This is a genomic window from Methylocapsa sp. S129 (genome assembly GCF_009765995.1).
Classification (GTDB): domain Bacteria; phylum Pseudomonadota; class Alphaproteobacteria; order Rhizobiales; family Beijerinckiaceae; genus Roseiarcus.
On record NZ_LMUI01000008.1, the window covers coordinates 132,302 to 155,098 of the forward strand.

The 22,797-nt window shown below is 64.9% G+C and carries 18 protein-coding genes and 1 pseudogene; 9 read left to right on the forward strand and 10 right to left on the reverse strand.

Annotated features, from left to right (window positions below; genetic code table 11):
• Positions 1–169: 169 nt before the first annotated feature.
• Entirely contained in the window at positions 170–1,177 is a 1,008-nt protein-coding gene (locus tag GSQ90_RS01535; protein ID WP_158812716.1) for an NADP-dependent oxidoreductase, read from the forward strand.
• Positions 1,178–1,261: 84 nt separating this feature from the next.
• On the opposite strand, the gene GSQ90_RS01540 is transcribed toward GSQ90_RS01535, so the two are convergent.
• The 3 genes from GSQ90_RS01540 to GSQ90_RS01550 form a co-directional block, all read right to left on the reverse strand.
• Positions 1,262–1,936: a hypothetical protein gene (locus GSQ90_RS01540; RefSeq protein ID WP_158812717.1), complete on the reverse strand. Its 675-nt coding sequence runs from the start codon at positions 1,934–1,936 to the stop codon at positions 1,262–1,264.
• A gap of 147 nt (positions 1,937–2,083) precedes the next feature.
• Positions 2,084–2,434, reverse strand: coding sequence for a hypothetical protein (locus GSQ90_RS01545; protein WP_158812718.1), 351 nt, complete (start codon positions 2,432–2,434; stop codon positions 2,084–2,086).
• Positions 2,435–2,722: 288 nt separating this feature from the next.
• On the reverse strand, positions 2,723–4,375 hold the full coding sequence (locus tag GSQ90_RS01550) for an MFS transporter (RefSeq protein WP_158812719.1): 1,653 nt from the start codon (positions 4,373–4,375) through the stop codon (positions 2,723–2,725).
• A 338-nt stretch (positions 4,376–4,713) separates the two neighbouring features.
• On the opposite strand from GSQ90_RS01550, the gene GSQ90_RS31960 reads away from it, so the two are divergent.
• The 3 genes from GSQ90_RS31960 (at position 4,714) to GSQ90_RS01565 (ending at position 7,803) form a co-directional block, all read left to right on the forward strand.
• On the forward strand, positions 4,714–5,073 hold the full coding sequence (locus GSQ90_RS31960) for a hypothetical protein (RefSeq protein WP_174247432.1): 360 nt from the start codon (positions 4,714–4,716) through the stop codon (positions 5,071–5,073).
• A gap of 311 nt (positions 5,074–5,384) precedes the next feature.
• Positions 5,385–5,765: a hypothetical protein gene (locus GSQ90_RS01560; protein WP_158812720.1), complete on the forward strand. Its 381-nt coding sequence runs from the start codon at positions 5,385–5,387 to the stop codon at positions 5,763–5,765.
• Positions 5,766–6,099: 334 nt separating this feature from the next.
• On the forward strand, positions 6,100–7,803 hold the full coding sequence (locus GSQ90_RS01565) for an adenylate/guanylate cyclase domain-containing protein (protein WP_158812721.1): 1,704 nt from the start codon (positions 6,100–6,102) through the stop codon (positions 7,801–7,803).
• Positions 7,804–7,996: 193 nt separating this feature from the next.
• Here GSQ90_RS01565 and GSQ90_RS01570 read toward each other — a convergent pair whose 3' ends face one another.
• Positions 7,997–11,146: a PAS domain S-box protein gene (locus GSQ90_RS01570; protein ID WP_158812722.1), complete on the reverse strand. Its 3,150-nt coding sequence runs from the start codon at positions 11,144–11,146 to the stop codon at positions 7,997–7,999.
• A 298-nt stretch (positions 11,147–11,444) separates the two neighbouring features.
• On the opposite strand from GSQ90_RS01570, the gene GSQ90_RS01575 reads away from it, so the two are divergent.
• Together GSQ90_RS01575 and GSQ90_RS01580 are read left to right on the forward strand one after the other, a co-directional pair.
• Positions 11,445–11,705, forward strand: coding sequence for a hypothetical protein (locus tag GSQ90_RS01575; RefSeq protein ID WP_158812723.1), 261 nt, complete (start codon positions 11,445–11,447; stop codon positions 11,703–11,705).
• A 198-nt stretch (positions 11,706–11,903) separates the two neighbouring features.
• Complete coding sequence (locus GSQ90_RS01580) at positions 11,904–12,077, forward strand: hypothetical protein (protein ID WP_158812724.1); 174 nt, start codon at positions 11,904–11,906, stop codon at positions 12,075–12,077.
• A 37-nt stretch (positions 12,078–12,114) separates the two neighbouring features.
• Here GSQ90_RS01580 and GSQ90_RS32800 read toward each other — a convergent pair whose 3' ends face one another.
• The 3 genes and pseudogenes from GSQ90_RS32800 to GSQ90_RS01590 form a co-directional block, all read right to left on the reverse strand.
• The gene (locus GSQ90_RS32800; RefSeq protein ID WP_371418322.1) at positions 12,115–13,140 is read right to left on the reverse strand and encodes a tetratricopeptide repeat protein; all 1,026 of its coding nucleotides are present in this window, start codon (positions 13,138–13,140) and stop codon (positions 12,115–12,117) included.
• A 9-nt stretch (positions 13,141–13,149) separates the two neighbouring features.
• Positions 13,150–13,944: pseudogene (locus GSQ90_RS32275) on the reverse strand (caspase domain-containing protein); the annotation flags it as partial.
• Positions 13,945–14,163: 219 nt separating this feature from the next.
• The gene (locus GSQ90_RS01590; RefSeq protein ID WP_158812726.1) at positions 14,164–15,423 is read right to left on the reverse strand and encodes an aromatic ring-hydroxylating dioxygenase subunit alpha; all 1,260 of its coding nucleotides are present in this window, start codon (positions 15,421–15,423) and stop codon (positions 14,164–14,166) included.
• A gap of 193 nt (positions 15,424–15,616) precedes the next feature.
• Between GSQ90_RS01590 and GSQ90_RS01595 the strand changes: the two genes are divergently transcribed.
• The 3 genes from GSQ90_RS01595 (at position 15,617) to GSQ90_RS01605 (ending at position 18,838) form a co-directional block, all read left to right on the forward strand.
• The gene (locus GSQ90_RS01595) at positions 15,617–16,561 is read left to right on the forward strand and encodes a Gfo/Idh/MocA family protein (RefSeq protein WP_158812868.1); all 945 of its coding nucleotides are present in this window, start codon (positions 15,617–15,619) and stop codon (positions 16,559–16,561) included.
• A gap of 122 nt (positions 16,562–16,683) precedes the next feature.
• On the forward strand, positions 16,684–17,496 hold the full coding sequence (locus GSQ90_RS01600) for an alpha/beta fold hydrolase (RefSeq protein ID WP_158812727.1): 813 nt from the start codon (positions 16,684–16,686) through the stop codon (positions 17,494–17,496).
• Between the two features lie 10 nt (positions 17,497–17,506).
• On the forward strand, positions 17,507–18,838 hold the full coding sequence (locus GSQ90_RS01605) for a tetratricopeptide repeat protein (protein WP_158812728.1): 1,332 nt from the start codon (positions 17,507–17,509) through the stop codon (positions 18,836–18,838).
• A gap of 9 nt (positions 18,839–18,847) precedes the next feature.
• On the opposite strand, the gene GSQ90_RS01610 is transcribed toward GSQ90_RS01605, so the two are convergent.
• From GSQ90_RS01610 to GSQ90_RS01620, 3 genes are read right to left on the reverse strand one after another with little or no spacing between them, the layout of a single operon-like run.
• Positions 18,848–20,476 (reverse strand): GMC family oxidoreductase, encoded by a 1,629-nt coding sequence (locus GSQ90_RS01610; protein ID WP_158812729.1) that lies wholly within the window; start codon positions 20,474–20,476, stop codon positions 18,848–18,850.
• A 17-nt stretch (positions 20,477–20,493) separates the two neighbouring features.
• The gene (locus GSQ90_RS01615) at positions 20,494–21,267 is read right to left on the reverse strand and encodes a 3-ketoacyl-ACP reductase (protein WP_158812730.1); all 774 of its coding nucleotides are present in this window, start codon (positions 21,265–21,267) and stop codon (positions 20,494–20,496) included.
• A complete protein-coding gene (locus GSQ90_RS01620) occupies positions 21,264–22,778 on the reverse strand; it encodes a GMC family oxidoreductase (protein ID WP_158812731.1) in 1,515 nt (504 codons plus the stop codon). The genes GSQ90_RS01615 and GSQ90_RS01620 overlap by 4 nt, the downstream gene beginning before the upstream one ends.
• Positions 22,779–22,797: the final 19 nt, after the last annotated feature.

Consider the following 22,797-nt stretch of genomic DNA (forward strand, 5'->3'; position numbering starts at 1 on the left):
CGGTCGCTGACCGCGGCCCCTCTCGGCTTGGCGCCAGCCGCGCTCAACGAGCGCGGCTACAGGGGCGTTGTAGCCGCGGTCGCCGACCGCGGCCCTTTCGGCCCGGCGCTGGTCGCGCTCGGCGCGCGCGACTACAATCCCTCATCGTCGTCGCTAAGGGGGCCCCATCATGAGCATCGTCAACCATCAGTTCCGGCTCGCCGCGCGGCCGGTCGGCCTGCCCAAGCGCAGCGACTGGACTTTCACCGAAGAGCCATTGCCCGAGCCGGGCGATGGCGCGTTCCTGGTCAAGGTTCTCTTCATCTCGCTCGATCCGGCGATGCGCGGCTGGATGAACGAGGGTCGCTCCTATGTCGCGCCTGTCGGCATCGGCGACGTGATGCGCGCCGGCGCGATAGGCCGGGTGATCGCCTCGAAACATCCGGGCTTCGCCATCGGCGATCATGTCTATGGCGGCTTCGGGGTGCAGGAATATGCGCTGTCCAAGGGGGAGGGCGTCGCGAAGGTCGACCCGAACCTCGCGCCGCTGCCGGTTTTCCTCGGCGCCCTCGGCATGCCGGGCATGACCGCCTATTTCGGCCTGTTCGACATCGGCAAGCCTCAGCCAGGCCAGACCGTCGTCGTTTCCGGCGCCGCCGGCGCGGTCGGCATGGTGGTGGGACAGATCGCCAAGATCCACGGCTGCCGCGTCGTCGGCATCGCCGGCGGGGCCGAGAAGTGCCGCTATCTTGCCGCCGAACTCGGCTTCGACGCGGCGATCGATTACAAGACCGACGATGTGCGCAAGGCGTTGCGCCAGCAATGTCCCAACGGGATCGACGTCTATTTCGACAATGTCGGCGGCGACATTCTCGACGCCGCGCTCGCCAACCTCGCGCGCCATGCCCGCATCATCATATGCGGCGCGATCTCGCAATATAACAATACGACCCCGGTCAAGGGCCCGAGCAATTATCTGTCGCTGCTCGTCAACCGCGCCAGCATGACCGGCATGGTCGTCTTCGATTATGCCGACCGCTATCCGGAAGCGGCGAAGGCCATGGCCGGTTGGCTCGCCGCCGGCAAGCTGAGGTCGCGCGAGGACATCGTCAAAGGGTTCGAGACTTTCCCCGAGACGCTGCTCAAACTCTTCGCCGGCGAGAATTTCGGCAAGCTGGTGCTCCAGGTCGCAGAGTAGAACGCCCCTTCTCTCACAAGGACAAGGTGGCCGGCGGAGCCGGCCGCGGACGAATGCAAAGCGTTCACCCGCGCTACGCCAACCTTACGGCCTCTCCGCGTTGATCGTCATCGTCGCGCGCGGGCCGGTGTCGACCGGGCCCTTTTTATTCGTGTTATTCGTGACGATCGTCACCGCGTTCTTCGCAATGCTCGCCTCGCCCTCCCAGCGGTCTCCCAGCGCGACGTCGCGGACGTTGGTGAGATTGATGCGTTGATAGATTTTGCCGTCTGAGTCGAAAGCGCGCGCCGCGGCGATGTCGAGAATATGCAGGGTCGTGAAATATCCTGTGCCGCCGCCATTATAGGTGGCGATCACGACGAGGAGCCCGTTGGCCGTCGCGCCGACGAAATGATAGGCGGTTTCTTCCGCGCCGTTCATGCTCTGGTTGGCTTTTTTCTGGCTGACCCAGCCGTGGTCCTGTTTGATGTCGTCGAAATAGAGGTTGCTGCCGATCGCGGCTCCGGCGTCGACCGTGACCAAGATGCCGCCCGAATCGGCGATGTCGCCGTCGCCCATGTCGCGCAGAATCTCGGGCGGAATCGGCTTGCCATGCAGCGTGAAGGCGCGCCTGGCCTCAACCACGAGCGCGGCGGCCGCGGCGGCGGTCGGGGGCGCCTCGTCCGCGGCGGCGGGCGCGATCAGCGCCGCGCTGGAACAGGCGATCATCCAAAGCGCGGCAAACGCTCCGGCCGGCCAGGCTGAGGATTTCGTTCGCATGAGCGCCTTCTTGTTTGGAGCGCAACCCCGTCGGTGAGACGCGTCGCATTCGACGGGGCGACAACGCGCCGCGTATTTCGCTGGCGCGCCTCTTTGTTTGGCGCGGCGTCTCGCCAATCCTAAAGCGAGGCGCCGTCGCCGTCGATTCTATTCGACAACGGCCTTCTGGTTGACACAGGCCCGCATGAACATATCGAGATTGTAGCCATAGAGGTCGTATTGTTTGGCTTCCCAGGCGCATCCGTTCCGACCAGCGAACTGGGCAGGGTCCGGGCGAATATGAGCGGGAGGCAAGCGGCCGATTGGAACGAGTACGGCGTCGATCGAATTAATCCCGCCGCCGCCGCCCGACGTGGAGGCGCCCGGGGCGCTGGCGCCGGGCGCGCTGGCGCTCGGGGCGGCGCCGGGATGGCCGGTCGTTGAGGCGCCATAGCTGGCGGATGCGCCGAACAATAAGGCCGCGCCGGCGACCATAGCGAGGAACGTTTGGTGTTTCACTGAAAGTCTCCCTGGTTTGCGAAAGCTCGGCCTCGCGCCATTCTGGCGTGGGTGGAACCTGATGGGCTGTTACGGGACGGCGCCGGCGGTTCGGGAGACCATCCCCGACCGCGATCTCCCAACCTGCTTCACGCTTCGAAATAGCCGGGATGGCGGCGAAGGCGTCCAGCGCGCTCGGCCGGCGCCTTGGTCGCGACGCTCATCGAAGATTCCACCGGAGATTGAGGGGGCGAATGGCGTCGAACGAAGACCGCCGGAGGAAGGCCCCGGCGAATGCCGCAAGCCGCGTCACGTCGCGGGCGGCTTGCGCTTCCAGTGCGATCGATGGGCGCGCGGCGAGGCGATTAGGAACGTGACCTGCGGCTCGGCGGCGAGCAATTGACGCACATGGTCTTCGATCACCCGGTCCGCGTTGGTTACGCGTTCGCGCGCATGCATGAGCTCCAGCCAGGATTCGATCAGAAACGATTCGACGAAACGCCCGGTGTCGGCGGCGTCTTCGAATAGGCCCCAGGCGAAAGCGCCGTCGCGCTTGCGCTCGTGGCCGACTTCGCTGAGCGCGCTGAGGAATTCGGCGCGGTTTTCGGCATTGACGCGATATTGAACCGACACCAGGACCGGTCCCCGATTGTTCTCGATCTTCTGCGCCAGAACAGGCGCGCGCCAATGCATGGACGGCGTGAGGTCCAGATTGGCGCCGGTCTGGAGCCTCCAGCCCCATGTCAGGGGAATGGCGATCACGACGCCGGCGGCGGCGACGAAATGCGCGATGGCCAGCCCCTCCATGCCGGCCAACTGCCCCCATACGGCGCTGCCGATCGTCGTCGCGCCGAAGATCGCGGTCAAGAAGATGGCGAGCCCGCGCCCGCGCACCCAATCGGGCAGAGCGACCTGGGCCGAGACGTAGAGCAGCGTCAGCACGATCGTCCATGAAGCGCCGGCGATCAGGCAGGCGACGATCGCCTCGGCAGGATCATGCGCGAGCCCGAAAAGGACAAGCGCGAAAGCGGTCGCGAGCGTGCCGAAGGCGACGACGCGGTTGGGTCCGAGCTTCTCTTTGAGCCAATTGAGCGCGAACGAGCCCGCGATGGCGCCGACGCCGATGGCGCCCAGCAGAATGCCGTAGAGTTGCGGCCCCTGGCTCGTCAGGCTGCGCGCGACCAGCGGCAGCAGCGCCCAATAGGCGGTGGCGAAGGGGAAGAAGGCGAAAGCGCGCACCAAAGTCGCGCGCAAATATTGATTGTTGGCGGCATAGCGGACGCCGGCGCGCACCGCGCTGGTCAGACGCTCGGCGGGCAGACTGTCGGCGGCCTTTCGCGGCGAGCGCCACCAGAGCAGCGCCGCGATAATGCCAAAATTGCTGGCGCAGAAAACCCAGAACGGGATCGCAATGCCCAAGGCGGCGATGGCGATGCCGCCGAGCGCCGGTCCGACCGCGCGGCTGAGATTGAAGCCGACGCTATTGGCGGAGACGGCGCCGTCCAGATCCTGGCGGGGCACCAGAAGCGGGGTGATCGCTTGCCAGGCGGGCGCGCTGAGCGCCCCGCCGACGCCCAGCAGGAAGGTCGAGATCAGCAGGGCGGCTGGCGAGGCTAATCCAAGGGAAACCAGCACGGCGAGAATGGCTGAAATGACGATGATGGCGAATTCGACGACGACCAGCAGCCGCCGCGAATCGATGACGTCGGCGAGCGCGCCGGCCGGCAGCGTGAACAGGAACAGCGGCAGGCTGACCGCCACCTGGACCAGCGACACGGCCAGCGGACTGGCGCTCAGACTCGTCATCAGCCAGCCCGAGGCGGTGTCGAACATCGCCGTGCCGACGTTGGAAACCACGCTCGCCGTCCAGATCACGACGAAGGCCGCGTGACTGAAAGCGCCCCATCGGGAAGGCGCCGCTTCGCTCGCCGCCGCGCTGGGTGATTCTGTCGCCTCCGCCATCGCGGTCCTACCCCCTTGGAATATCAAGAATGTTTGCCGGCTTCGGCTTTAAGTCCTGTTCGCGCGCGCCTGCCGCCGGAGCCGAGAGCATCGTGACGAGAATCGCAGGCGGCGTCCATAGCCGCGGCAAGAGGAAAGCCGCGCGGGCGGCGACAGTGACGCTATCGCGCGCCGCAGGCGCACAGTGGAGCAAAGCGTCAGCGGCGTCTGCGACAGCCAAAACGGCCCGTGATCGCATCGCGCCGCGCCGCCGAAATTTCCAGACCGTAACGATGGTTCGAGGGCGCCTGGAAGCGTCCTGATCATTTCTTCTCGGACATCATCATCAGGAGGCACCCATGCGTTCATCCCATTCCCGCTTCATTTCCCGCGTCGTTCTTCTCGCCATGCTTTCGGCGAGCTTCGCCGCCCCCGCAATGGCGGCGGCGGTCGGCGCCGCGCCTGGCGGCCCGGCTGGCGGTCCTGGCGGCGGCGCCCCCGGTGGCGGCGCTCCTGGCGGCGGCGCTCCTGGTGGTGGCGCTCCCGGCGGCGGCGGCTCAAGCGGCTCCGGCGGCAATGGCGGTCATGCGGCTCCGGCGGTGTTCAGCGGCAATCGATGCGCGCCCGATACGATCAGCAGAGGCGGGCGGTTCGGAAGCTTCGTCGCTCAATATGACATGGCGCCCAACGGGCAGCCGTGCACCGGCGCTGGCTATTGAGCGTTTCCGCTTAAACCCCCTCATGCAATGTTGCGGCGAAGATCGATCCGCCGCGTCGCGGCGCGCTGACGGCCGTTGAAGCCGTCCGGCGCCGCCCTATCGGCGCACGGCTCCTGTCCGGAATCTCCGCGGCGGTCGCGCCGCTCCCATTTAGCGCCGCGCGGCGGATCTGAGCGAAAGCTTGGCATGCTTCTTGCCCTATTTGGGCAATGGCGATCGACGGCCGGCAATCCCCCTATCGAACGCGGCCAGAATCGCCCGGAGCCCCAACTGCAACAACTGGCGCTCAGCCATGATCATAGGAGCGTTCGATGCTCAAAGCTGCTTTTGCCGTCGTCCTCGCACTGGCGCCGGCCGCGCCGGCGCTCGCAGCGGACGAGGTTCCCGCTGCGCCGTCCTGCCTGACCTACGAAAACGCCAAGGCCATTGGCGAGGATCGCGCCAGCGCCGAAGACAATACGAAGTTCATGGATTTTGGCGGCGAGGACGCGACCGCTCTTATCAAAGCGATCAATGAGACGCCGCCTGCGAGCGATTTGGCCGCCGAACGCGTTCTCGTCCTCGAACGCCCGGATATCGACGAAGTGAAGCTCGCGCTGGTAGTCGCCGGTTGCGTCACGCACGCCGCCGTGACCTCTGAACAGGAGTGGACGCGGATGAGAACGCAGGCTCTTGTCGAGTCTCGCTCCTGAATCTCAGGCGCACGTCAGCGCCTCTTCCAAAGAACAGCGACGGCGCGTCAATTCTGACCCGCCTTGTCCACGGTTGATGGGACGCGAGTTCGTTGGCCGCGCTATTCCCTTATGCGCCCCGCCTTGTCGCTGCTTCAAGCTTTCGCGAGAATACGCGCCCTTCATTTCGGGAGCGCCGGCCTTGCCGATACTTGGCCGAGGACGCTGGAATCCCGATTGAATCTTTGGCGGGCTGTTCCTGCGCAAGCGATCAAGAACCGCGAGTCATCCGCGCTTGCGTCTGTTATAGCGGGCGCTCTCGCCCATTGTTTCACCTCGCGATTCCGACGGTCCCATGGAACGAAAAATCAGGCTCATCACCGGGCTGACGCTTTTTGCCTACGCAGCCAGTCATTTTCTGGGTCACGCGACGGGATTGTTCGGCCTCGCGGTCATGGATTCCATCGGCCGCAACGTGATCCTGGCGCCGTGGCAGACGCAGGTTGGCCGCATGGCGCTTCTGGCCTCGCTTCTCATCCATGCCGCGCTCGGCCTGCGCGCCCTCTATCGGCGCCGTCATCTCAAGGCGCCGGCGCTCGAAACCTGGCAATTGGGCCTCGGCCTCCTCATTCCGCTGCTTCTTGTCCCGCATGTCGTCGACGTTCGCGGCGGCTCCGCCTTCTATGATCTTGACGACAGTTATTATCGCATTCTCTATCGTATCTGGATCGCCTATTCCGCCACCGCTCTACCCCAGCAGCTTGTTCTGCTGACGCTGGTCTGGGCGCATGGCTGCATCGGCCTGAATTTCTGGCTGCGCGGGCGCGCCTGGTTTCAGCGTGCGCGCCATTTCCTGTTCGCCGCCGCCGTCGCCCTGCCTTTCCTTGCGGTTCTGGGCATCGTCAACGCCGGTTGGGACGAAGCGATGACGGCCAGGCTGCAACCGGGCTTTGCTGAAGCGCATGCCCCGGCTGCGCCCGGCGCGCCTCAGGCGGCAGCGCAAGAGACGATCGAGATCTGGGCGCATCGCCTGCAGATCGGTTATGGCGCGCTTGTCCTTGCCATATTGCTCGCCCGCGCCGTACGCAATCGGCGCGACCGCAGTCGCTTGGCGGTGCGCATCACCTATCCCGGCGGCCGGGTCGTCGCCGCGCCGCCCGGCTTTTCCATTCTCGAGACAAGCCGCTGGGCCGGCATTCCGCATGCCTCGGCCTGCGGCGGGCGGGGCCGGTGCTCGACCTGCCGGGTCGAGATTCTCGCCGGCGCCGACAGCGCGCCGGAGCCCTTGCCGGCCGAGACCGAGACGCTGTCGCGCGTGAAGGCGCCCCCGACGGTGCGCCTCGCCTGTCAATTGCGGCCCGTCGGCGACATCACAATCATGCCGCTCGTGGCCGCCGCCGATCGCGCGTCAGGCGTGACGATCGGCGATGGCGAGAGTCATGAACGGCTCGTCACCGCAATGTTCATCGATTTGCGCGATTCCACGCGCTTTGCCGCCGGCCGTCTGCCATTCGACGCATTGTTCGTCATCGACAGCTATGTCCAGCGCGTCACTGCCGCGATCGAGGCGCATGGCGGCGAAGTGACGAGCGTAGCGGGCGACGGCATTATGAGTCTGTTTGGCACGCGGTCCGATCCGCCGACCGGCGCGCGCGACGCGCTCCGTGCGATCGGAGCCGCCTGGGACGCCATTGATGGCATTTCCCGCGACCTTGCGGGCGAACTGGAGCGCCCACTCGCCTTTGGCGTCGGCGTTCACGCGAGCCTCGCGGCGGTCTGGGCCGCCAATATGCTCGGGCGCTCGTCGCTGCAATTCCTTGGCGAGGCCGGTAATGTCGCGGCGCGCCTCGAAGCGGCGACCAAGGAACTCAAATGCGTTTGCGTCGTGTCCGAGGCGACGTTCAATGTCGCGGGAGCGATCATCCCGCCCGGCCTCGCACGCGAGGAACTCGCGATACGCGGTCTCGACAGCGCGATGTTCAACGTCGCGGTCGTGCGCGATCGCCGGGAAGCGAATTTCGAGGCCGCCGCGCCTTTGAAAGAGCGCAGCGAGCCATGAGCGCTGTCATCGACGGGGCGCCAATCTCAGCGCGGGCGGCGAAAAAGTGGATGCCGGTTTTTCGCAAATGGCGCGCCTTTCCAGAGAATCTGGAGCCGGCGTCGTTCCGATGTCCGGCTTCTTCTTGACGTAGAAAAAGCCAGTGCGACCGTCGCGTCGTCGACCGGCTTTTCGCGCGATGTCTCGGAGAAGATCACCCCGCGGCGTCCAGCCGCTTGCGAATCCTTTCGGCCAGTTCGTGGAAAGCGAATGGCTTGCCGATCAAATCAACGCCGGCGTCCAGGCGCCCGTGATGAACGATGGCGTTGCGGGTATAGCCGGTCATGAATATCACCTTGAGGCCCGGCCGTTTGCGCCTCGCTTCATCGGCGAGTTCACGGCCATTGAGGCCGCCCGGCATCACCACGTCGGTGAGGAGAAGGTCGACCTCATCGCCGCCGTCCAGAATTTCCAGGGCGGCTGCGCCGCTCCCCGCTTCCAGAACGCGATAGCCGAGTTCATGCAGGATTTCGCTGGTATATGTTCTGAGAGCTTCCTCGTCCTCGACGACAAGAATGCTCTCTGTGCCGACCAATCGCGTCGTATCGACAGGCGCGTCGACTTTGACGCCCTCCACGGCGCCCAGATGCCGCGGAAGATAGATTTTGACCGTCGTGCCTTCGCCCGCCTCGCTGTATATCTTGACATGCCCTGACGATTGCCGTGCGAATCCATACACTTGGCTTAAGCCGAGGCCAGTGCCCTTGCCGACTTCCTTGGTCGTGAAGAACGGATCGAAGGCCCGCTCGCGCGTCGCCTGGTCCATGCCCTCGCCCGTATCGGCGACCGCGATCATGACATATTGACCTGGCGCGACTGGCTCGGACAGCAAAGCGACATAGCCATGATCGAGAAAGCAGTTCGCCGTCTCGATCGTCAGCTTGCCGCCGCCAGGCATCGCGTCGCGGGCGTTGAGCGCGAGATTGAGCAGCGCATTTTCGAGCTGGTTGGAATCGGCGAAGGCGCGCCACAATCCTTCAGCCAGCGCTGTCTCCAACGCGATGGTCTCGCCCAGAGTGCGGCGCAGCAGGTCGCAAACGCTGGCGACGAGCATGTTGGCGTCCAGAGGTTGCGGCGTCAGCGCCTGCTGGCGCGAGAAAGCGAGGAGTCGGCTTGTCAGCGCCGCGGCCCGTTCCGCGCCCTGCAGCGCCATGCCCCTGGCGCGCTCGATTCGCGCCAGCGCATCCGTCGCCGGCAATTTCGGAATCTGCCGGTCGATCACGTCGAGGCCGCCGATCACCAGCGTCAGCAGATTGTTGAAATCATGCGCGACGCCCCCCGTCAGTTGTCCCACCGCCTCCATCTTCTGCGCCTGTCGCAATTGCTGTTCGAGATGGCGGCGCTCGGTCACGTCGCGGGCGCTGACAACGAGGCGGCGACGCGAGCCCGCCTCCTGGGGAACCGGCGTTGCGATCGCCTCGACCACGGCGCCGCCCTGCATTCTCTCATATCGATAGGGCGCGCCAGCGCGCAGGCACGCCGTCAGATGCCCGTTCACCTCCGCTGCATTCTCGGCGCCGAACAATTCGTCGACGGTAGAACCGATCACCTGCCGCCTCGTCATATTATAGAGCCGCAGGGTCGCCGGATTGACCTCTTCGTAGCGAAAACGCCCCTCATCCGCCTCGACCATCACGGCGTGGCACTCGGAGGAATGGCGAAAGAACGTCTTGATCAGGGCCTCTGTCGCAATCAATTGCGCGGTCCGCTCTTCGATGCGCCGCTCCAGCGTTTCATTGAGCTGCGTCAGCTCCTGCTCCGCTTCCTTCGACGCAGTCAGATCATGCGCGACGCCGATGAAGCCGGCGTGCTCCCCCGCCGGATTCCAGCGCGGTTGCGATTCCGAACGCAACCACCGCCATTGGCCGTCGCTGCGTCGGTAGCGCGCTTCAAGCGCGAATGGCCGGCGCGATCCTTCGCCCACGCGCTGTTCGTCGAGGATCCGATCGAGATCGTCCGGATGAAGCGCCTTGCGCCAATCGAGATTCAACGCCTCGGCGAGAGGAACTCCCAGAAAATCGACATAGGCGCGGTTGACGAATTCCCGGCGGCCATCGAGACGGCTGACCCAGATCGGCACTGGAGCGCTATTGGCTATGGACCGGAACCGCGCTTCGCTTTCGCCGAGCGCCTTTTCGGCGAGCTTACGATCCGTGATGTCCTGAACGACGACATACATGCCCAGCACGCGTCCCGCCTCGTCGCGATGCGGGACATGCACAACCTCGGTGATGAGGGCTCCGTCGGGGCGAGCGAAATCGGCCTCGTAGGACACCGTCTCGCCGGCCAGCGCCCGGTCGACGAACGAGCGCCTGGCTTCATACATCGCCGCGCTCATGACATCGCTGATCTTGCGGCCGACGATCTCGCTGACCGGACGATCGAACCAAGCCTCATAGCGCTTGTTGGCGAAGCGAAAAACCCGATCCTTGTCGATATAGGAGATCAGCAGAGGCAGCGCGTCGGTCGTGGCGCGCAACCGTTCCTCGCTCTCGCGCGCCGCGCGTTCCGCCTCCTTGCGATCGCTGATGTCGAGATGCGCGCCGATCAATGTGAGCGCGCGGCCCTCCTCATCGCGTTCGATTTCCGCGACCGCCCTGATCCAGCGCATCTGGCCGTCGCTTGGCCGGATGATCCGATATTCCGCCTTGTAGTGTTTTTCGAGGCTCGCGACCGTGTCGAGAAAATATTTCTCGACCCATTGCCGATCTTCAGGATGAATCCGCTGGACCCATTGCTCGTGGGTTTCGTTCACTGCGCTCGCGGGAAGGCCGTGCAGATGCAGATATTCGGGCGAGCGGCGGCTACGGAAGCCGTTGCGGAGATCGACCTCCAGGCCGCCAATGCCGCCGATCTGCTGGACCCGGGTAAGCTCCAATTCGCGATCGCGCAGAGCCTGGTTGACCTTCCGGCGATGAGTGATGTCGCGGAAGGCTACGCCGATGCCGTCGCCAAGCGGAAAGGCGCGCACTTCGTGATAGCGGTCGGGTTGAAGGGCCGAGTAGCTCTCGAAATCCTGTCTTATGCGCTCCGACATCACCCGCCGGTAGCGCCGCTCGAACTCGGCGCCCACGACCGTGGGCGACACGTCCCAGAGCAGCCTGCCGACAACATGGGCGCGCGGCATGCCGAAAATCTCTTCGGCCGCTCGGTTGAAAGCGGTAAAGCGCCAGTCTGGACCGAGCGCGAGAAAACCCTCTCCGATCCCTTCGAGGATAGCGTCCACGGACAGATTTGCGTCGTGGAGTGAGGCGGGCTCCGTTCCGCCGGTCTGCGTGTCCTTTGCGCCGATCGTCTCGTTCACCTGTTTTATCGATTCCTGGAGCGCCGCCCCTGCGTCAGTTCGGCAATGGCCGCGGACGATAGGGCAGAAAGTAATCCAGGAGAAGGCCATAAGGCGAGGACGAGACCGATAGGCAATTCGCAGACGTTCAGCGCGCTTGCCGCATGGGCTCATGATCTTCAAGATGCGCGAGCTTTGAAGTCGGCTTCGCGATTCCGTGAGCCTTGTCGCGCTCGCCCGCAGATAGTGCTATGGATGGCGCTTGGCTCAGGAGGCCGAAGGCGGTTCGGGCCACGCTCGCAAAAGCGAGGAGAGCGATATGACTCGCTTCAGCTATCGTGACGAACGGCTGCGTAATGAAATCCTCGACGTCATCGCCGGCGTCTCCTGGGGCGCGATTCATGCCTGGCAGATCGCTGATGGCGTGAGGCCGTGGCTGACCGCCCAGCGCGTTCGCGACGAAGCCGACAATTGCCTGTTCGCCATCAATGAGGCGGAAGATTGCGAATGGGTGACGTCGACCGCCGTCGATATCGTCCTCTTATCCCTGGGGCGCGGCGAAGCGGAGAACTATCTGTGAGGGGCGACGGCGCCCTTTAGCGGCCTGCAACGCAAGGAGGCCGCCATGGAGAGGGATGTTGCGCCGCCGGCCGTCGCGGGCGACAGGCCGGTCTTCCCGTGGGTTCAATATTCCCGCTCCGGGCAGACGCCGAAGACCATGCCCCAGGCATGAACGCCGGCTCTCGCCTCGCTTCACGAAACAGGCTAGGGAAAGTTGATGAGAACCAAGCAGCCAAAAGTGCTCTTTCCCGCCAGCCGCGAGAAGCGCCCCAGGCAGGAGATCCCGACCGAGGCGGCGCGGATCAAGGCGCGCATGGCCCGCATGCCGCAGAAATCGCCTCAGGACGACGAGCCCGCAGCGGGCCGATCGGACCCGAAGCCGAATTCCTGATTTTTGCAGCGCCCGGAATCGCGCCGGAACGGGAAGTCTATTGGCGCGCTTTGCTGAGCCAGCGCTCCGCCTCCGCTTCATTTTTGGCGACGCCGACGCCGTTCCGGTAGGCAAGGCCAAGATTGTTCATCGCGTATACGTTGCCCGCCTCCGCCGCCTTCTGATACCAGCGCACGGCTTCGACTGGGTCCCGGGCGACGCCCTTGCCGCGCTCATAAGCGAAGCCGAGATGATTCATGCCCACGGGATTGCCCGCCTCCGCGGCCTTGCGGAACCAGCGCGCGGCCTCCACGGCGTCTTTTGCGACGCCGGCGCCCTCGGCGTAAGCGAGGCCGAGATTGACCATCGCTCGGGTTCCTCCAGCCTCAGCGGCCTTGCGGAACCAGTTCAAAGCTCGCCCGAGGTCCTTGGCGACGCCAAACCCATTGGAATAGGCGAGGCCGAGGCGATTCATGGCGGGCGTGTCGCCGGCCTCCGCCGCCTTGCGGCACCAAAGCATGGCGACCTCAGCGTCCGCCTCAACGCCGACGCCCATTTCATAGGCAAGACCGAGGCTGCTCATGGCCGCGGCGTTTCCCGCATCCGCCGCTTTGCGATACCAATGCGCGGCCTCGGCGGGATCCTTGGCGACGCCGGCGCCATTGGCGAATGCGAGGCCGAGACTGAACATGGCGCCGGCATGCCCCGCCTCGGCCGCCTTGCGAAAAAGTGTGGCCGCCTCGGCCTCGCCGCCGGCGCGCGCCCGCGCGCGGCCCAGATTGAACATCAATCGCGGGTTGCTCGGCTCCGCCGCCAGCGCGGCCTGACACGCCGCCACGGCCCGGTTCGCCTCGCTCCGGTCGAAATCGAGAGCCGCGCTATCGGTCGGCCGCGAGGAATCGACGCGAAACGAAGCCAGCCGGTCGCAAGCGCCGGCCACGGATTCCGGTTCCGCGTCCGCGCGCGCTGCGTCCACAGGCGCGATCTTGGGCGCGTCGGCGTCAAGCGCCGCGATCTGCTTTGAATTAGCGGGCGGCTGCGTCGGTTGTTGGGTGCGCGCCGGCGAGAGCGCGGCGACCGTCATATTCGCCGCCGGTTTCTTGTCGGGCGAAGGCCGCGCGACGACCTTGTCGTCATTGGCCGCGATTAACGCCGCATTGGCCGCCCCGCCCGTGAAATAAAAGCCGCCCTCGATTGGCGATGACGACACCCAGGGTTGCTGGGCGCCGCCGGTGGCGCGCTTCACGGAGAGCCCGACCTCATTGAAAACGTCGAACAGGCCGACCCCCGGCTGGCGGATCGTCTGAACGAGCGCTTTGGTGTAGGGGCTGTCGCCGTCGGCGCCGTCCTGCGCCACATTGCCGGGCTGGGTCGCGTAAGAGATCAGCGTGCCCTCCGGCGCCTGCATCTGCGCGAGGCCGCCGGCGATCGCGCGCAGGGTGCTCCCGCCAAAAGGATTGTTGCGGCAGGCGTCGAGAATGACGAGATTGAGCTTGGCGCCCGATCCCTCCATCTGGCTGAGCACCGCTTCCGCGTCCACCATTTGAACGAAGATGTCGGCCTCTTTCGTCAGCTTGGCTTCCACGGGCGCCAGAAAGTTCTTGCCGCGCACCTGCACGCCATGGCCGGCATAATAGAAAAGATCGACGTCGGCCCCCTGCGCCTGATCGCCAAAACTCTGCAACGCGCTTTCGAATTGCGCCTTGGAGAGATCGAGCTGCGCGCCGCCGCCGACCAATGTGAAGCCAAGGCTGCGCAGCGTATCGGCCATCAGCTTGGCGTCGTTGGTTGGGTTGTCGAGCCGCGACACGCTGCGATAGGCAGAATTGCCGATGACGAGGGCGACGCGCTTGTCGGCCATAGCGGGCGTTGCGGCGATCGCCGCCATGACCGGGACTACGAGCGCAATCGCAAGGCGCCGGAAAATCAACTGATACCTCCCGCGTCTCATGGAAAGGCGCTCCTTGAAGAAAGATCGCGGCTCCAGAATATTCGGCTTGGCTCTGGTTGCAAAGCGGCTGTGTCGCCAAGCGCCAGTCTTTACGGGACGGGCCGAGGCGACGCGCTTGGCTAGGCGGCAAAGTGCGAGAAGGCTGGCCTTGGCGTCTTAGCCTTGACGCGCCCGGCGTAGGGGGGAGGCTTTAGCCGCTCCCGCACCCAAAGCCCGCTCCGTCGCGGCGGCGTACCATTCGACGAATTGCATCACGCCGCCTTCATGCAGGGCGTTATAGGGCCCCGGCTCGAAAGCGGGCGAAGAGACGCCGCGCTGGTTCTCCTCAACGATGCGTCGGTCCTGATCGTTGGTGGCGTTCCAGACCGTCGTGAGTTCGTCAATTTGATAATCGACGCCTTCGACGGCGTCCTTATGCACCAGCCATTTGGTGGTGACCTGGGTTTGCGTCGGACCCAGCGGCAGCACGCGGAAGCTCACGGCATGGTCGCCCAATATGTGATTCCATGTCGTGGGATAATGGAACAGCAGCAGCGCGCCAATATTAGGCTCAAGCACATCCTCGCTGAGCGGCCGGCGCACCGCGGCTTTGCCTGACATCGTATAGCTGACGGCCTCGCGCATCAGCGGCACGCGCGTTGCGCGATATTGGCCGTCGGCGGAAAGCTCGAAGCGGCTCGGCAGGCCGAGCGCCTCGCAGCGCGCCCAATGGTTCGCAATAAAAGGATCGCTCATCGCGCCTTCCACGCCCGTCACCGTCGGCGCCTCTGGAAAGGTGCGGCAGAGTTCGGGATGGTTGGGCGCGCAATGATAGCATTCGCGATTGTTTTCCCACACCAGCTTCCAATTGCCGTTCTCGACGATCGTGCTTTGATAGGCGATCTTGGCTTCGCTCAGCCGGTGCGGCGCGAAATAAGGCTCCGCCTTGGCGCGGAATTCGGCGATGTCGGGCGCCTCGGGGGCAAGGCACAGCCAGAGATAGCCGGCGATGCTCTCGCAATGGACCGGTTTGAGGCCGAGCGGCTTGGGGTCGAAGCCCTTGCCCATGTCGCGTGCGAACAACAGCCGGCCGTCGAGATCGTAGCTCCAGTTGTGATAGGGGCAGACCAGCCGGACGGACGATCCTTTTTCCGCCGCGCAGACGCGCGAGCCGCGGTGCCGGCAGGAATTGTGAAAGGCGCGGATGGCGCCGTCGCGCCCGCGCACCACGACAATGGGATAATCGCCGACCTGAAGGGTGAAATAATCGCCGGGCTGTTTGACTTCGCAATCATGGCCGATGAACAGCCATTCGCGATAGAACAAGTTCTCCAGGTCGGCCTGGTAGAAGGCCGGATCGGTATAGAATTTTCGCGGCAAGGTATGCCCATGCCGCCGGCTTCCAAGCGCGCCGAGCATTTCCGATTGTGCATTCATGGCGAAGTCTCTCGTGACATCGTTCGCGAATAAGGGTTTGAGCGCATTAGACCATGGCGAAGCGCGCGTTGCCAGAGCGCCGGCCAGCGAATTTGTCGGTTACGGCAAGGCGCCGTTCGATGGCGCGCCGCCGCTCTTGCCCAACGGACGCCAATCGGCCTATCTGCCGCGGAGCAAACGAGGGGAGCCCGGCGTGAAATCCTACAGCATTGGCGTCATCGGCATTGGCAAGATTACGCAAGATCAGCATTTGCCCGTCATCGCCAAAGACCCGCGCTTCCGGCTGGCCGGCCTCGTCAGCCAGCGCGGCCTGCAGCAGCCTGACGTTCCCACCTTCCGCACGCCGGCCGAGCTCTATGCGGCGCTGCCCGATCTCGACGCCGTGGCGATCTGCACGCCGCCCAGCGTGCGCCACGCCATCGCACGCGAGGCGCTGGACGCGGGCAAGCATGTGCTGCTGGAAAAGCCGCCGGCGCCGACCATGGCCGAGATGAACGATCTGACGTCCTACGCGGCGGCGCGCGGCAAGGTGATTTTCGCGACCTGGCATTCGCAATATAATGCGGCGGTCGACGAGGCCAAAAAGCGCCTGGCGGGGAAGAAAATTCGTTCCTTGCACATCGAATGGAAAGAGGATGTGCGCCGCTGGCATCCCGGCCAGGAATGGATCTGGGACGCCGGCAATTTTGGCGTGTTCGATCCCGGCATCAACGCGCTGTCGATCTTCACCAAAATCATGCCGGCGCCCGCCTTCGTGAAAAGCGCGGACCTGGTCTATCCCGCCAACCGCGACACGCCGATCGCCGCCTCGCTTGTTCTCACGAGCCTGGCATGTGAAAATGCCGCGAGCCGCCTCACCGCCGAATTCGACTGGCGCCAGGAGGGCGACCAGAGCTGGAACATCAATGTTGCGACCGGGGACGGCGTCGCCCTGCGCCTGACTCATGGCGGTTCGAAGCTCCTAGTCGATGGCGCGCTGACGGTCGAAGCGCCGATGGCCGAATATGAAGGCATCTATCGCCATTTCGCCGAATTGCTCGACGCCGGCCGCGGCGCGATGGACGCCGCGCCGTTTCAGCTCGTCGCCGACGCGTTTCTGGTGGGGCGGCGGACGACGACGGAGGCGTTTGTCTGGTAGCGGCGCGGACCGTGGTCTCGTCATGGCCGGCATCGAGGCCGAGGGACGTCGATCAGACTATTATTTTTATAGACTGAACGCCTTTCTTGAGGTTTAACGGCCGCTGGAATGGAGACCCTCTCATGACCGCGAGCGCCGCACCGATCCATCACGACATCCGCCTGCCGAGCGGCCGGCGTCATCATTATGTGAGCGTCGGCGCCAAGGGTCCTCGAATCGTCCTACTGCACGGCTTCACCGATTCCTGGCGCAGCTTCGAATTGCTGTTTCCCGCCCTCAGCGCGAAATTCCAGCTCTTCGCGCTGGATCAGCGCGGCCATGGAGCAAGTGAACCGGCCGAGAGCTACGCGATCCCCGATTTTGTCGCCGACGCCATATCCTTCATCGAATCTCTGGGCGGCGCGCCTGTCCATCTTATCGGCCATTCGCTCGGCACGATCGTCGCGCAACGCGTTGCAGAAAGCCGTCCTGATCTTCTGGCCAGCCTTATCCTGATCAGTGCGGCGCCCAGCACGGGCGGCCATGCCGGCCTCAAGGAAATGCGCGCCGATCTCGCCGGCTTCGCCGATCGCGTGCCGCGCGACTATGCGACAGATTTTCAGGCGAGTACGGCGCATCAACCGCTCGCGCCCGCGCAACTGGCCATTTTCGTCGACGAGAGCATGAAACTTAGCCTCGACGCCTGGCGGCGAACGGTCGACGGCTTGTTGAACGATGCCGCTTTGTCGACGCCAATAACGCTTCCCGCTCTGTCGATCTGGGGCGTTCGCGACGGCGTGTTCGACGCGCAGGCGCAAAAAGCGCTGGCGCGCAAGATCCCCGGCTTGGTCGCTATCCATTACGAAGACATCGGCCATGCCCCGCATTGGGAGAGCCCGGCGCTTGTGGCCAAAGACATAGAAAACTTCATCCTCTCCCTTCCCGCCAAACATTGAGGAGCCGTCTATGGCCAGAGATCAGCAGGGACTGGAACTCGCCGGCGCGCCGGCCTCCGCCGACGCCCTCGACCGCGCGGTCAGCGATTATTACGCCTGGAAGGGCGATCCGATCGCGACGCTGCAGGAGGCGGTCGACAGCGATCCCGCTTTCAACCTGGGCAGCAGCGCGATCGCCTCGCTATTCCTGCTCAATGGCTTTCGCGGCGACAATCCGGCGGTGGTTAAGGCGATCGGCGCTGCCGAAGCCGCGCTGTCAGGCGCCTCGTCGCGCGAGCAGCGGCATCTGGCCGCCGCCAAGGCCTGGGCGGCCGGCCAGATCATCGGCGCGACCGACATCTGGGAGGACATACTCGTCGATCACCCGACCGACGCGCTCGCCCTGCGCTTCGCCCATGACAGCTATTTCTATCTCGGCCATTCCGTCAGCATCCGCGATTCCGTGGCGCGCGTCCTGCCGGCCTGGGATCGCGAAAACCCCAATTACGGCTTCGTGCTTGGCCAATACGCCTTCGGGCTGGAGGAAGCGGGCGAACTGCGCCGCGCCGAGGAGTTTGGGCGCCAGGCGATCGCGCGCAATGCCGAAGACGGCTGGGCGGTGCATGCCATCGCCCATGTGCTGGAGACGGAGAGCCGCCAGAGCGAGGGCATCGACTTCTTGAAACGCTCGCGCCCGTCCTGGAGCAAGGCGCACGCTTTGTCTGTGCACAATGGCTGGCATCTTGCGCTCTACCTCATCGAAGAGGGGCGTTTTGCCGAAGTGCTCGCCGATTACGACCGTTTCGTCGCGCCGAAAATATCGGGCGATTCGCTGCTTGATCTCGTCGACGCCTCGGCGGTGTTGTGGCGTCTCGAACTCGCGGGCGCCGATGTCGGCGACCGCTGGGCGCCGCTGGCGCGCCAATGGCTGACCCATGTCGACGACCACGTGCTTGTCTTCAACGACCTGCATATTGCGCTAGCGGTGTCGCGGGCGAACGATCCGGAGGGGGTGGCGCGGCTGCGCCGCTCTCTCGACGATTACGAGCGCGATGGAAGCGGCGACAACCTCGAGTTCACCGTCGATGTCGGCCGGCGTCTGATCGATGGCGTGCTCGCCTTCGCCCAGGGCGATTATGCGCGCACGGTGGAATTGATCCTGCCCGTTCGCTACAAGGTGATCCGCATCGGCGGCAGCCACGCCCAGCGCGACATCGTCACGCAAACGCTGATCGCCGCCGCCGAACGCTCAGGCCAGACCAGCCTCGCCCGCGCCCTCCTCGCCGAACGTCTCGCCGTGCGCCCGACCGAGCGCACGAAGGCGGCTTATGAGAAAGTCGGCGGCGTGACGGCCGCGCACTGACGACGCGGTTCACGCGCGCGCCTGGTTGGTCGAGAACAACACCGCCGGCAGCGGTTCGCGACCCCGCACCAGATCGGCGGCTTTCTCGCCGATCATGATCGTCGGGGCATTGGTGTTGGACGACACGATTTTCGGCATGATCGAGGCGTCGCAAATGCGCAGATTTTCAATGCCGCGCACGCGCAGATCGGGCGTCACGACGGCGAGCGCATCATGCCCCATGCGGCATGTGCCGACGGGATGATGATCGGTCTTGGCGTGACGGCAGCCATAGTCAAAAAGGTCGTCGTCGCTGACCTTGTCGGGGCCGGGAAGATATTCGGCGAGAATAAACGGCTTGAGCGCCTTCTGCCGCATAATCTCGCGCGCGATTCTAAGGCCCGCCAGCGACATCGCGCGATCATAAGAATCGGCCCAGTAATTGGGGTCGATCAACGGCGCCGCTTTTGGATCGTCGCTTGCGAGGCGCACTGTGCCGCGCGAACGGGGCCGCAGAAAAGCGGAGTTCAGCGTCACGCCGGGATGGTTCATGCGCGCCACGCCCGCCTCGATGCCCGAACCCAGGCCAAGATGAAACTGGATGTCGGGCGAGCGCGCGTCCCTATCCGCATACCAGAAACCGCCGGTTTCGAAAAAACTGGACGCCACCGGCCCCTTTTTGAACAGCAGATATTGGAGCCCCGCCCAAGCGGATCGATGCAGCTTGGCGACATCGTCATAAGTGTGGTCGCCGGTGCATTCGGCGATGACATAAAGATCGAGATGATCCTGAAGGTTGGCGCCGACGCCAGGCAGATCATGCGTCACGGGCACGCCGACCGCCTTGAGATGATCGGCCGGCCCGATGCCCGATTGCAGCAGCAGCTTGGGTGTGCCGATCGCGCCCGATGTGACAAGCACTTCGCGTTCAGCGCGCAGAACCTTCGACGCGCCATTCTTACCCAGAATTTCAACGCCGACGGCCCTGCCATTCTCAATGACGACGCGCGTCGTCAGCACGCCGGCGCGGATCGCAAGGTTGGGCCGGTCGCGCACGGGATTGAGATAGGCGACGGCGGCCGAAGAACGTCGGGCGTTGCGCTGGGTGAGCTGATAGAAGCCGACGCCCTCCTGGCGCGCGCCATTGACATCGTCATTATAGGGAATGCCCATCTCCTGCGCCGCGCGAAAGTAGGCGTCGCAGATCGGTAACGGCGAAATCGGCATGGAGACGCCAAGCGGACCGCCGTAGGAATGATAATCGTTGACGAAACGCTGATTGTCTTCGGCGCGCTTGAAATAGGCGAGGACTTCGCGATAGCTCCAGCCTTCGCAGCCCTCTTCCCCCGCCCATGCGTCGTAATCCAGCGCATTGCCCCGTGTGTAAATCTGCGCGTTGATCGTCGAACCGCCGCCGATCACCTTGGCCTGGGTATAGCGAAGCACGCGCCCATTCATATGCCGCTGCGGCACGGTCTCCCAACCCCAGGAGCCGATGCCCTTGGTCATTTTGGCGAAGCCCGCGGGCATATGGTAAAATGGATGCCAATCGCTGCCGCCCGCTTCCAGCAGCAGGACGGAAACGTCCTCGTCCTCGCTCAGCCGGTTCGCCAGCACGCAGCCGGCCGGCCCCGCGCCGACGATGATGTAATCGGCCATCGTCTTCTCCGATTGGCTCACAGGCGCGGCAACGACAGGCCGCCGTCGGCGGCGACGACGCTGCCTGTCGCGAAAGCAAACCGCCCCGAGGCGAGACCGGCGACGATGGCGCCGACATCGGCGGCCTCGCCCCAGCGGCGCGCGGGAACCAGACCACCCGCGATCACCGAATCGTAGCGACCGGCGACCGGCGCCGTCATATCGGTGCGGATAATGCCGGGGCGCACTTCGAATACGGCGATGCCTTCGGGCGCAAGGCGCGCGGCGAAGGCTTTCATCGCCATCGAAAGTCCCGCTTTCGAAACGCAATATTCCGCACGGTCGGGCGAGACCATCTCGGCCGAAACCGAAGTGATCGTGACGATCGAGCGCGGATGGCCCGTCTCTCCCGCGCCAAGCATCGCGCGCGCCACTGTCTGGGTCAGGAACAGCGCGCCGCGCAGATTGACGCTCATCACGGCGTCGAAATTCTCCGGCGCGAGCGCGAGAAGGTCGCCGCGTATGACGGCGCCGCGTCCGGCATTGTTGACGAGGCAATCGAGGCGCTTGAAGCGCTGCAAAACCGAAGCGACGAGCGCGGCGTGGCTGTCGATCGCCGCAAGGTCATGCGTAAAGAACGCGGCGCTCGCACCGGCCGTCTCGAAGGCCGCCTGCGCTTCGCGCGCGGTCGCGTCGATGACAAGGTCGGTGGCGGCGATATCGAAGCCCGCGCGCGCCAGCGCCTCGCCGCAGGCGCGCCCGATGCCGCGCCGGGCGCCGGTGACGAGGGCGACAGGCCGCGCGGCGCTCATGCCGCAAGCTCCGTTGTTCTGACATGTTCGGCGGCGCGCAACGCGAGCGCGGCGACGGTGAGCGAGGGGTTGACGCCCGCCGAGGTCGGCAACACGCTGGCGTCGACGACGAACAGATTGGGATGGTCGAACGCGCGGCAATGGGGATCGACGGCGGCTTTGGCCGGGTCCTGGCCCATGCGGATCGTGCCGCATTGGTGGGACGGCGTCCGCCGGTCGAAGGGCTTGACGAGAACGACCGGAAAGCCCGCCGCGCGCAACACTTCGCGCATCCGCGCGACAAGGCCGTTCTGGGCGCTCATATTGGACGGGCGCCAGTCCAGCACGACGCGCGATCCATCAAGCCAGACGCGGCTGTCGGGCGAGGGCAGGTCTTCGCTCATCAGGTAGAAATCGACGGCGCGGCGCGCCATCATCTCCAGCGCGAATTCAGGCGCAAGGCGCAATTGCGATTTGAGGATCGCGCCCGAAATCTTGCCGAGCAATTGGACATTGCCGAGCGGCGGGCCGCCACGTCCGTCGTCGAGATAGAAATCGTTGAGGCCGATCGTCTTCTGGTAGATCGAATCGTTGCGCCTGAATGGGTCGATGGCGAGCGCGGCCGAACTATTGTGATTCATGAAATGCCGCCCGACCTGATCGGCGCGATTAGCGAGGCCCTTGGGCATCGCGCCATTGGCGGAGGCCAGCAGCAGCAGCGCGGAATTGACCGCGCCCGCCGCGAGCACGACGAGTTTCGGGCTCAGGCGCCGCGTCTCGCCCGCGCGCTCATAGACGATGGTCTCGATTCTCTTCCCGGCGCTATCGGTCTCCAGCCGCACGACGCGTGCGCCGGTCTCAAGCGTGACATTGTCATGCGCCAGCGCGCCTTTGAGGCCGCAGGTCTCGGCGTCCATCTTGCCGGTATTGGTGTCGGGGAAGGCGTCCCAAGGGGTCTTCGCCCTGGCGAGCCAGCGGTCGATATCGACGCCAAGCGGCAGCGAGAACGGATGCATGCCCGCCTTCGCCAGCCGTTCGCGCACCGCTGCGATCGCAGGTTCGTCCGGCACGGGCGTAAAGGGATAGGGGGCGGAATGAGCCGGTTCGGTCGGATCTTCGCCAAGGCGCCCGCGCACCTGATAGAGGGCTTCGGCGCGGCTGTACCAAGGCTCCAGTTCTTCGTAGGCGAATGGCCAGCCCGGCGTTTGCCCATCGGCATATTGGACCGGCGCAAAATCCTGCGCGCGATAGCGGATCAGCACCGCGCCATAGAGCTTGGTGTTGCCGCCGACGTAATAATAATTGCCGGGATTGAAGGATTCGCCCGCGGCGTCGAACCAGGTCTCCTTCGGACGGAATACGCCCTTCTGGAAGATCGCGCGCGCATCGCGCGTCTCCGGGCGGTCCACGAGCCGGTCGCCGCGCTCCAGAATGAGAATGCGCGCGCCCGAAGGCGCGAGCCGCGCCGCAAAAGTCGCGCCACCCATGCCCGAGCCGATGACGACGACGTCTGGATCGTCAGGCGGCGTCATCGGCGGCCTCAACGTGAGC

Excerpts from the sequence above, each read along its gene's own strand:
- GSQ90_RS31960 (WP_174247432.1), top strand. The coding sequence starts at position 4,714 with ATGCGTTCATCCCATTCCCGCTTCATTTCCCGCGTCGTTCTTCTCGCC.
- GSQ90_RS01615 (WP_158812730.1), bottom strand. The coding sequence starts at position 21,267 with ATGAGCGCCGCGCGGCCTGTCGCCCTCGTCACCGGCGCCCGGCGCGGC.
- GSQ90_RS01575 (WP_158812723.1), top strand. The coding sequence starts at position 11,445 with ATGACTCGCTTCAGCTATCGTGACGAACGGCTGCGTAATGAAATCCTC.
- GSQ90_RS01590 (WP_158812726.1), bottom strand. The coding sequence starts at position 15,423 with ATGAATGCACAATCGGAAATGCTCGGCGCGCTTGGAAGCCGGCGGCAT.
- GSQ90_RS32800 (WP_371418322.1), bottom strand. The coding sequence starts at position 13,140 with ATGACGGTCGCCGCGCTCTCGCCGGCGCGCACCCAACAACCGACGCAG.
- GSQ90_RS01565 (WP_158812721.1), top strand. The coding sequence starts at position 6,100 with ATGGAACGAAAAATCAGGCTCATCACCGGGCTGACGCTTTTTGCCTAC.
- GSQ90_RS01610 (WP_158812729.1), bottom strand. The coding sequence starts at position 20,476 with ATGGCCGATTACATCATCGTCGGCGCGGGGCCGGCCGGCTGCGTGCTG.
- GSQ90_RS01600 (WP_158812727.1), top strand. The coding sequence starts at position 16,684 with ATGACCGCGAGCGCCGCACCGATCCATCACGACATCCGCCTGCCGAGC.
- GSQ90_RS01540 (WP_158812717.1), bottom strand. The coding sequence starts at position 1,936 with ATGCGAACGAAATCCTCAGCCTGGCCGGCCGGAGCGTTTGCCGCGCTT.
- GSQ90_RS01560 (WP_158812720.1), top strand. The coding sequence starts at position 5,385 with ATGCTCAAAGCTGCTTTTGCCGTCGTCCTCGCACTGGCGCCGGCCGCG.
- GSQ90_RS01535 (WP_158812716.1), top strand. The coding sequence starts at position 170 with ATGAGCATCGTCAACCATCAGTTCCGGCTCGCCGCGCGGCCGGTCGGC.
- GSQ90_RS01605 (WP_158812728.1), top strand. The coding sequence starts at position 17,507 with ATGGCCAGAGATCAGCAGGGACTGGAACTCGCCGGCGCGCCGGCCTCC.
- GSQ90_RS01580 (WP_158812724.1), top strand. The coding sequence starts at position 11,904 with ATGAGAACCAAGCAGCCAAAAGTGCTCTTTCCCGCCAGCCGCGAGAAG.
- GSQ90_RS01550 (WP_158812719.1), bottom strand. The coding sequence starts at position 4,375 with ATGGCGGAGGCGACAGAATCACCCAGCGCGGCGGCGAGCGAAGCGGCG.
- GSQ90_RS01620 (WP_158812731.1), bottom strand. The coding sequence starts at position 22,778 with ATGACGCCGCCTGACGATCCAGACGTCGTCGTCATCGGCTCGGGCATG.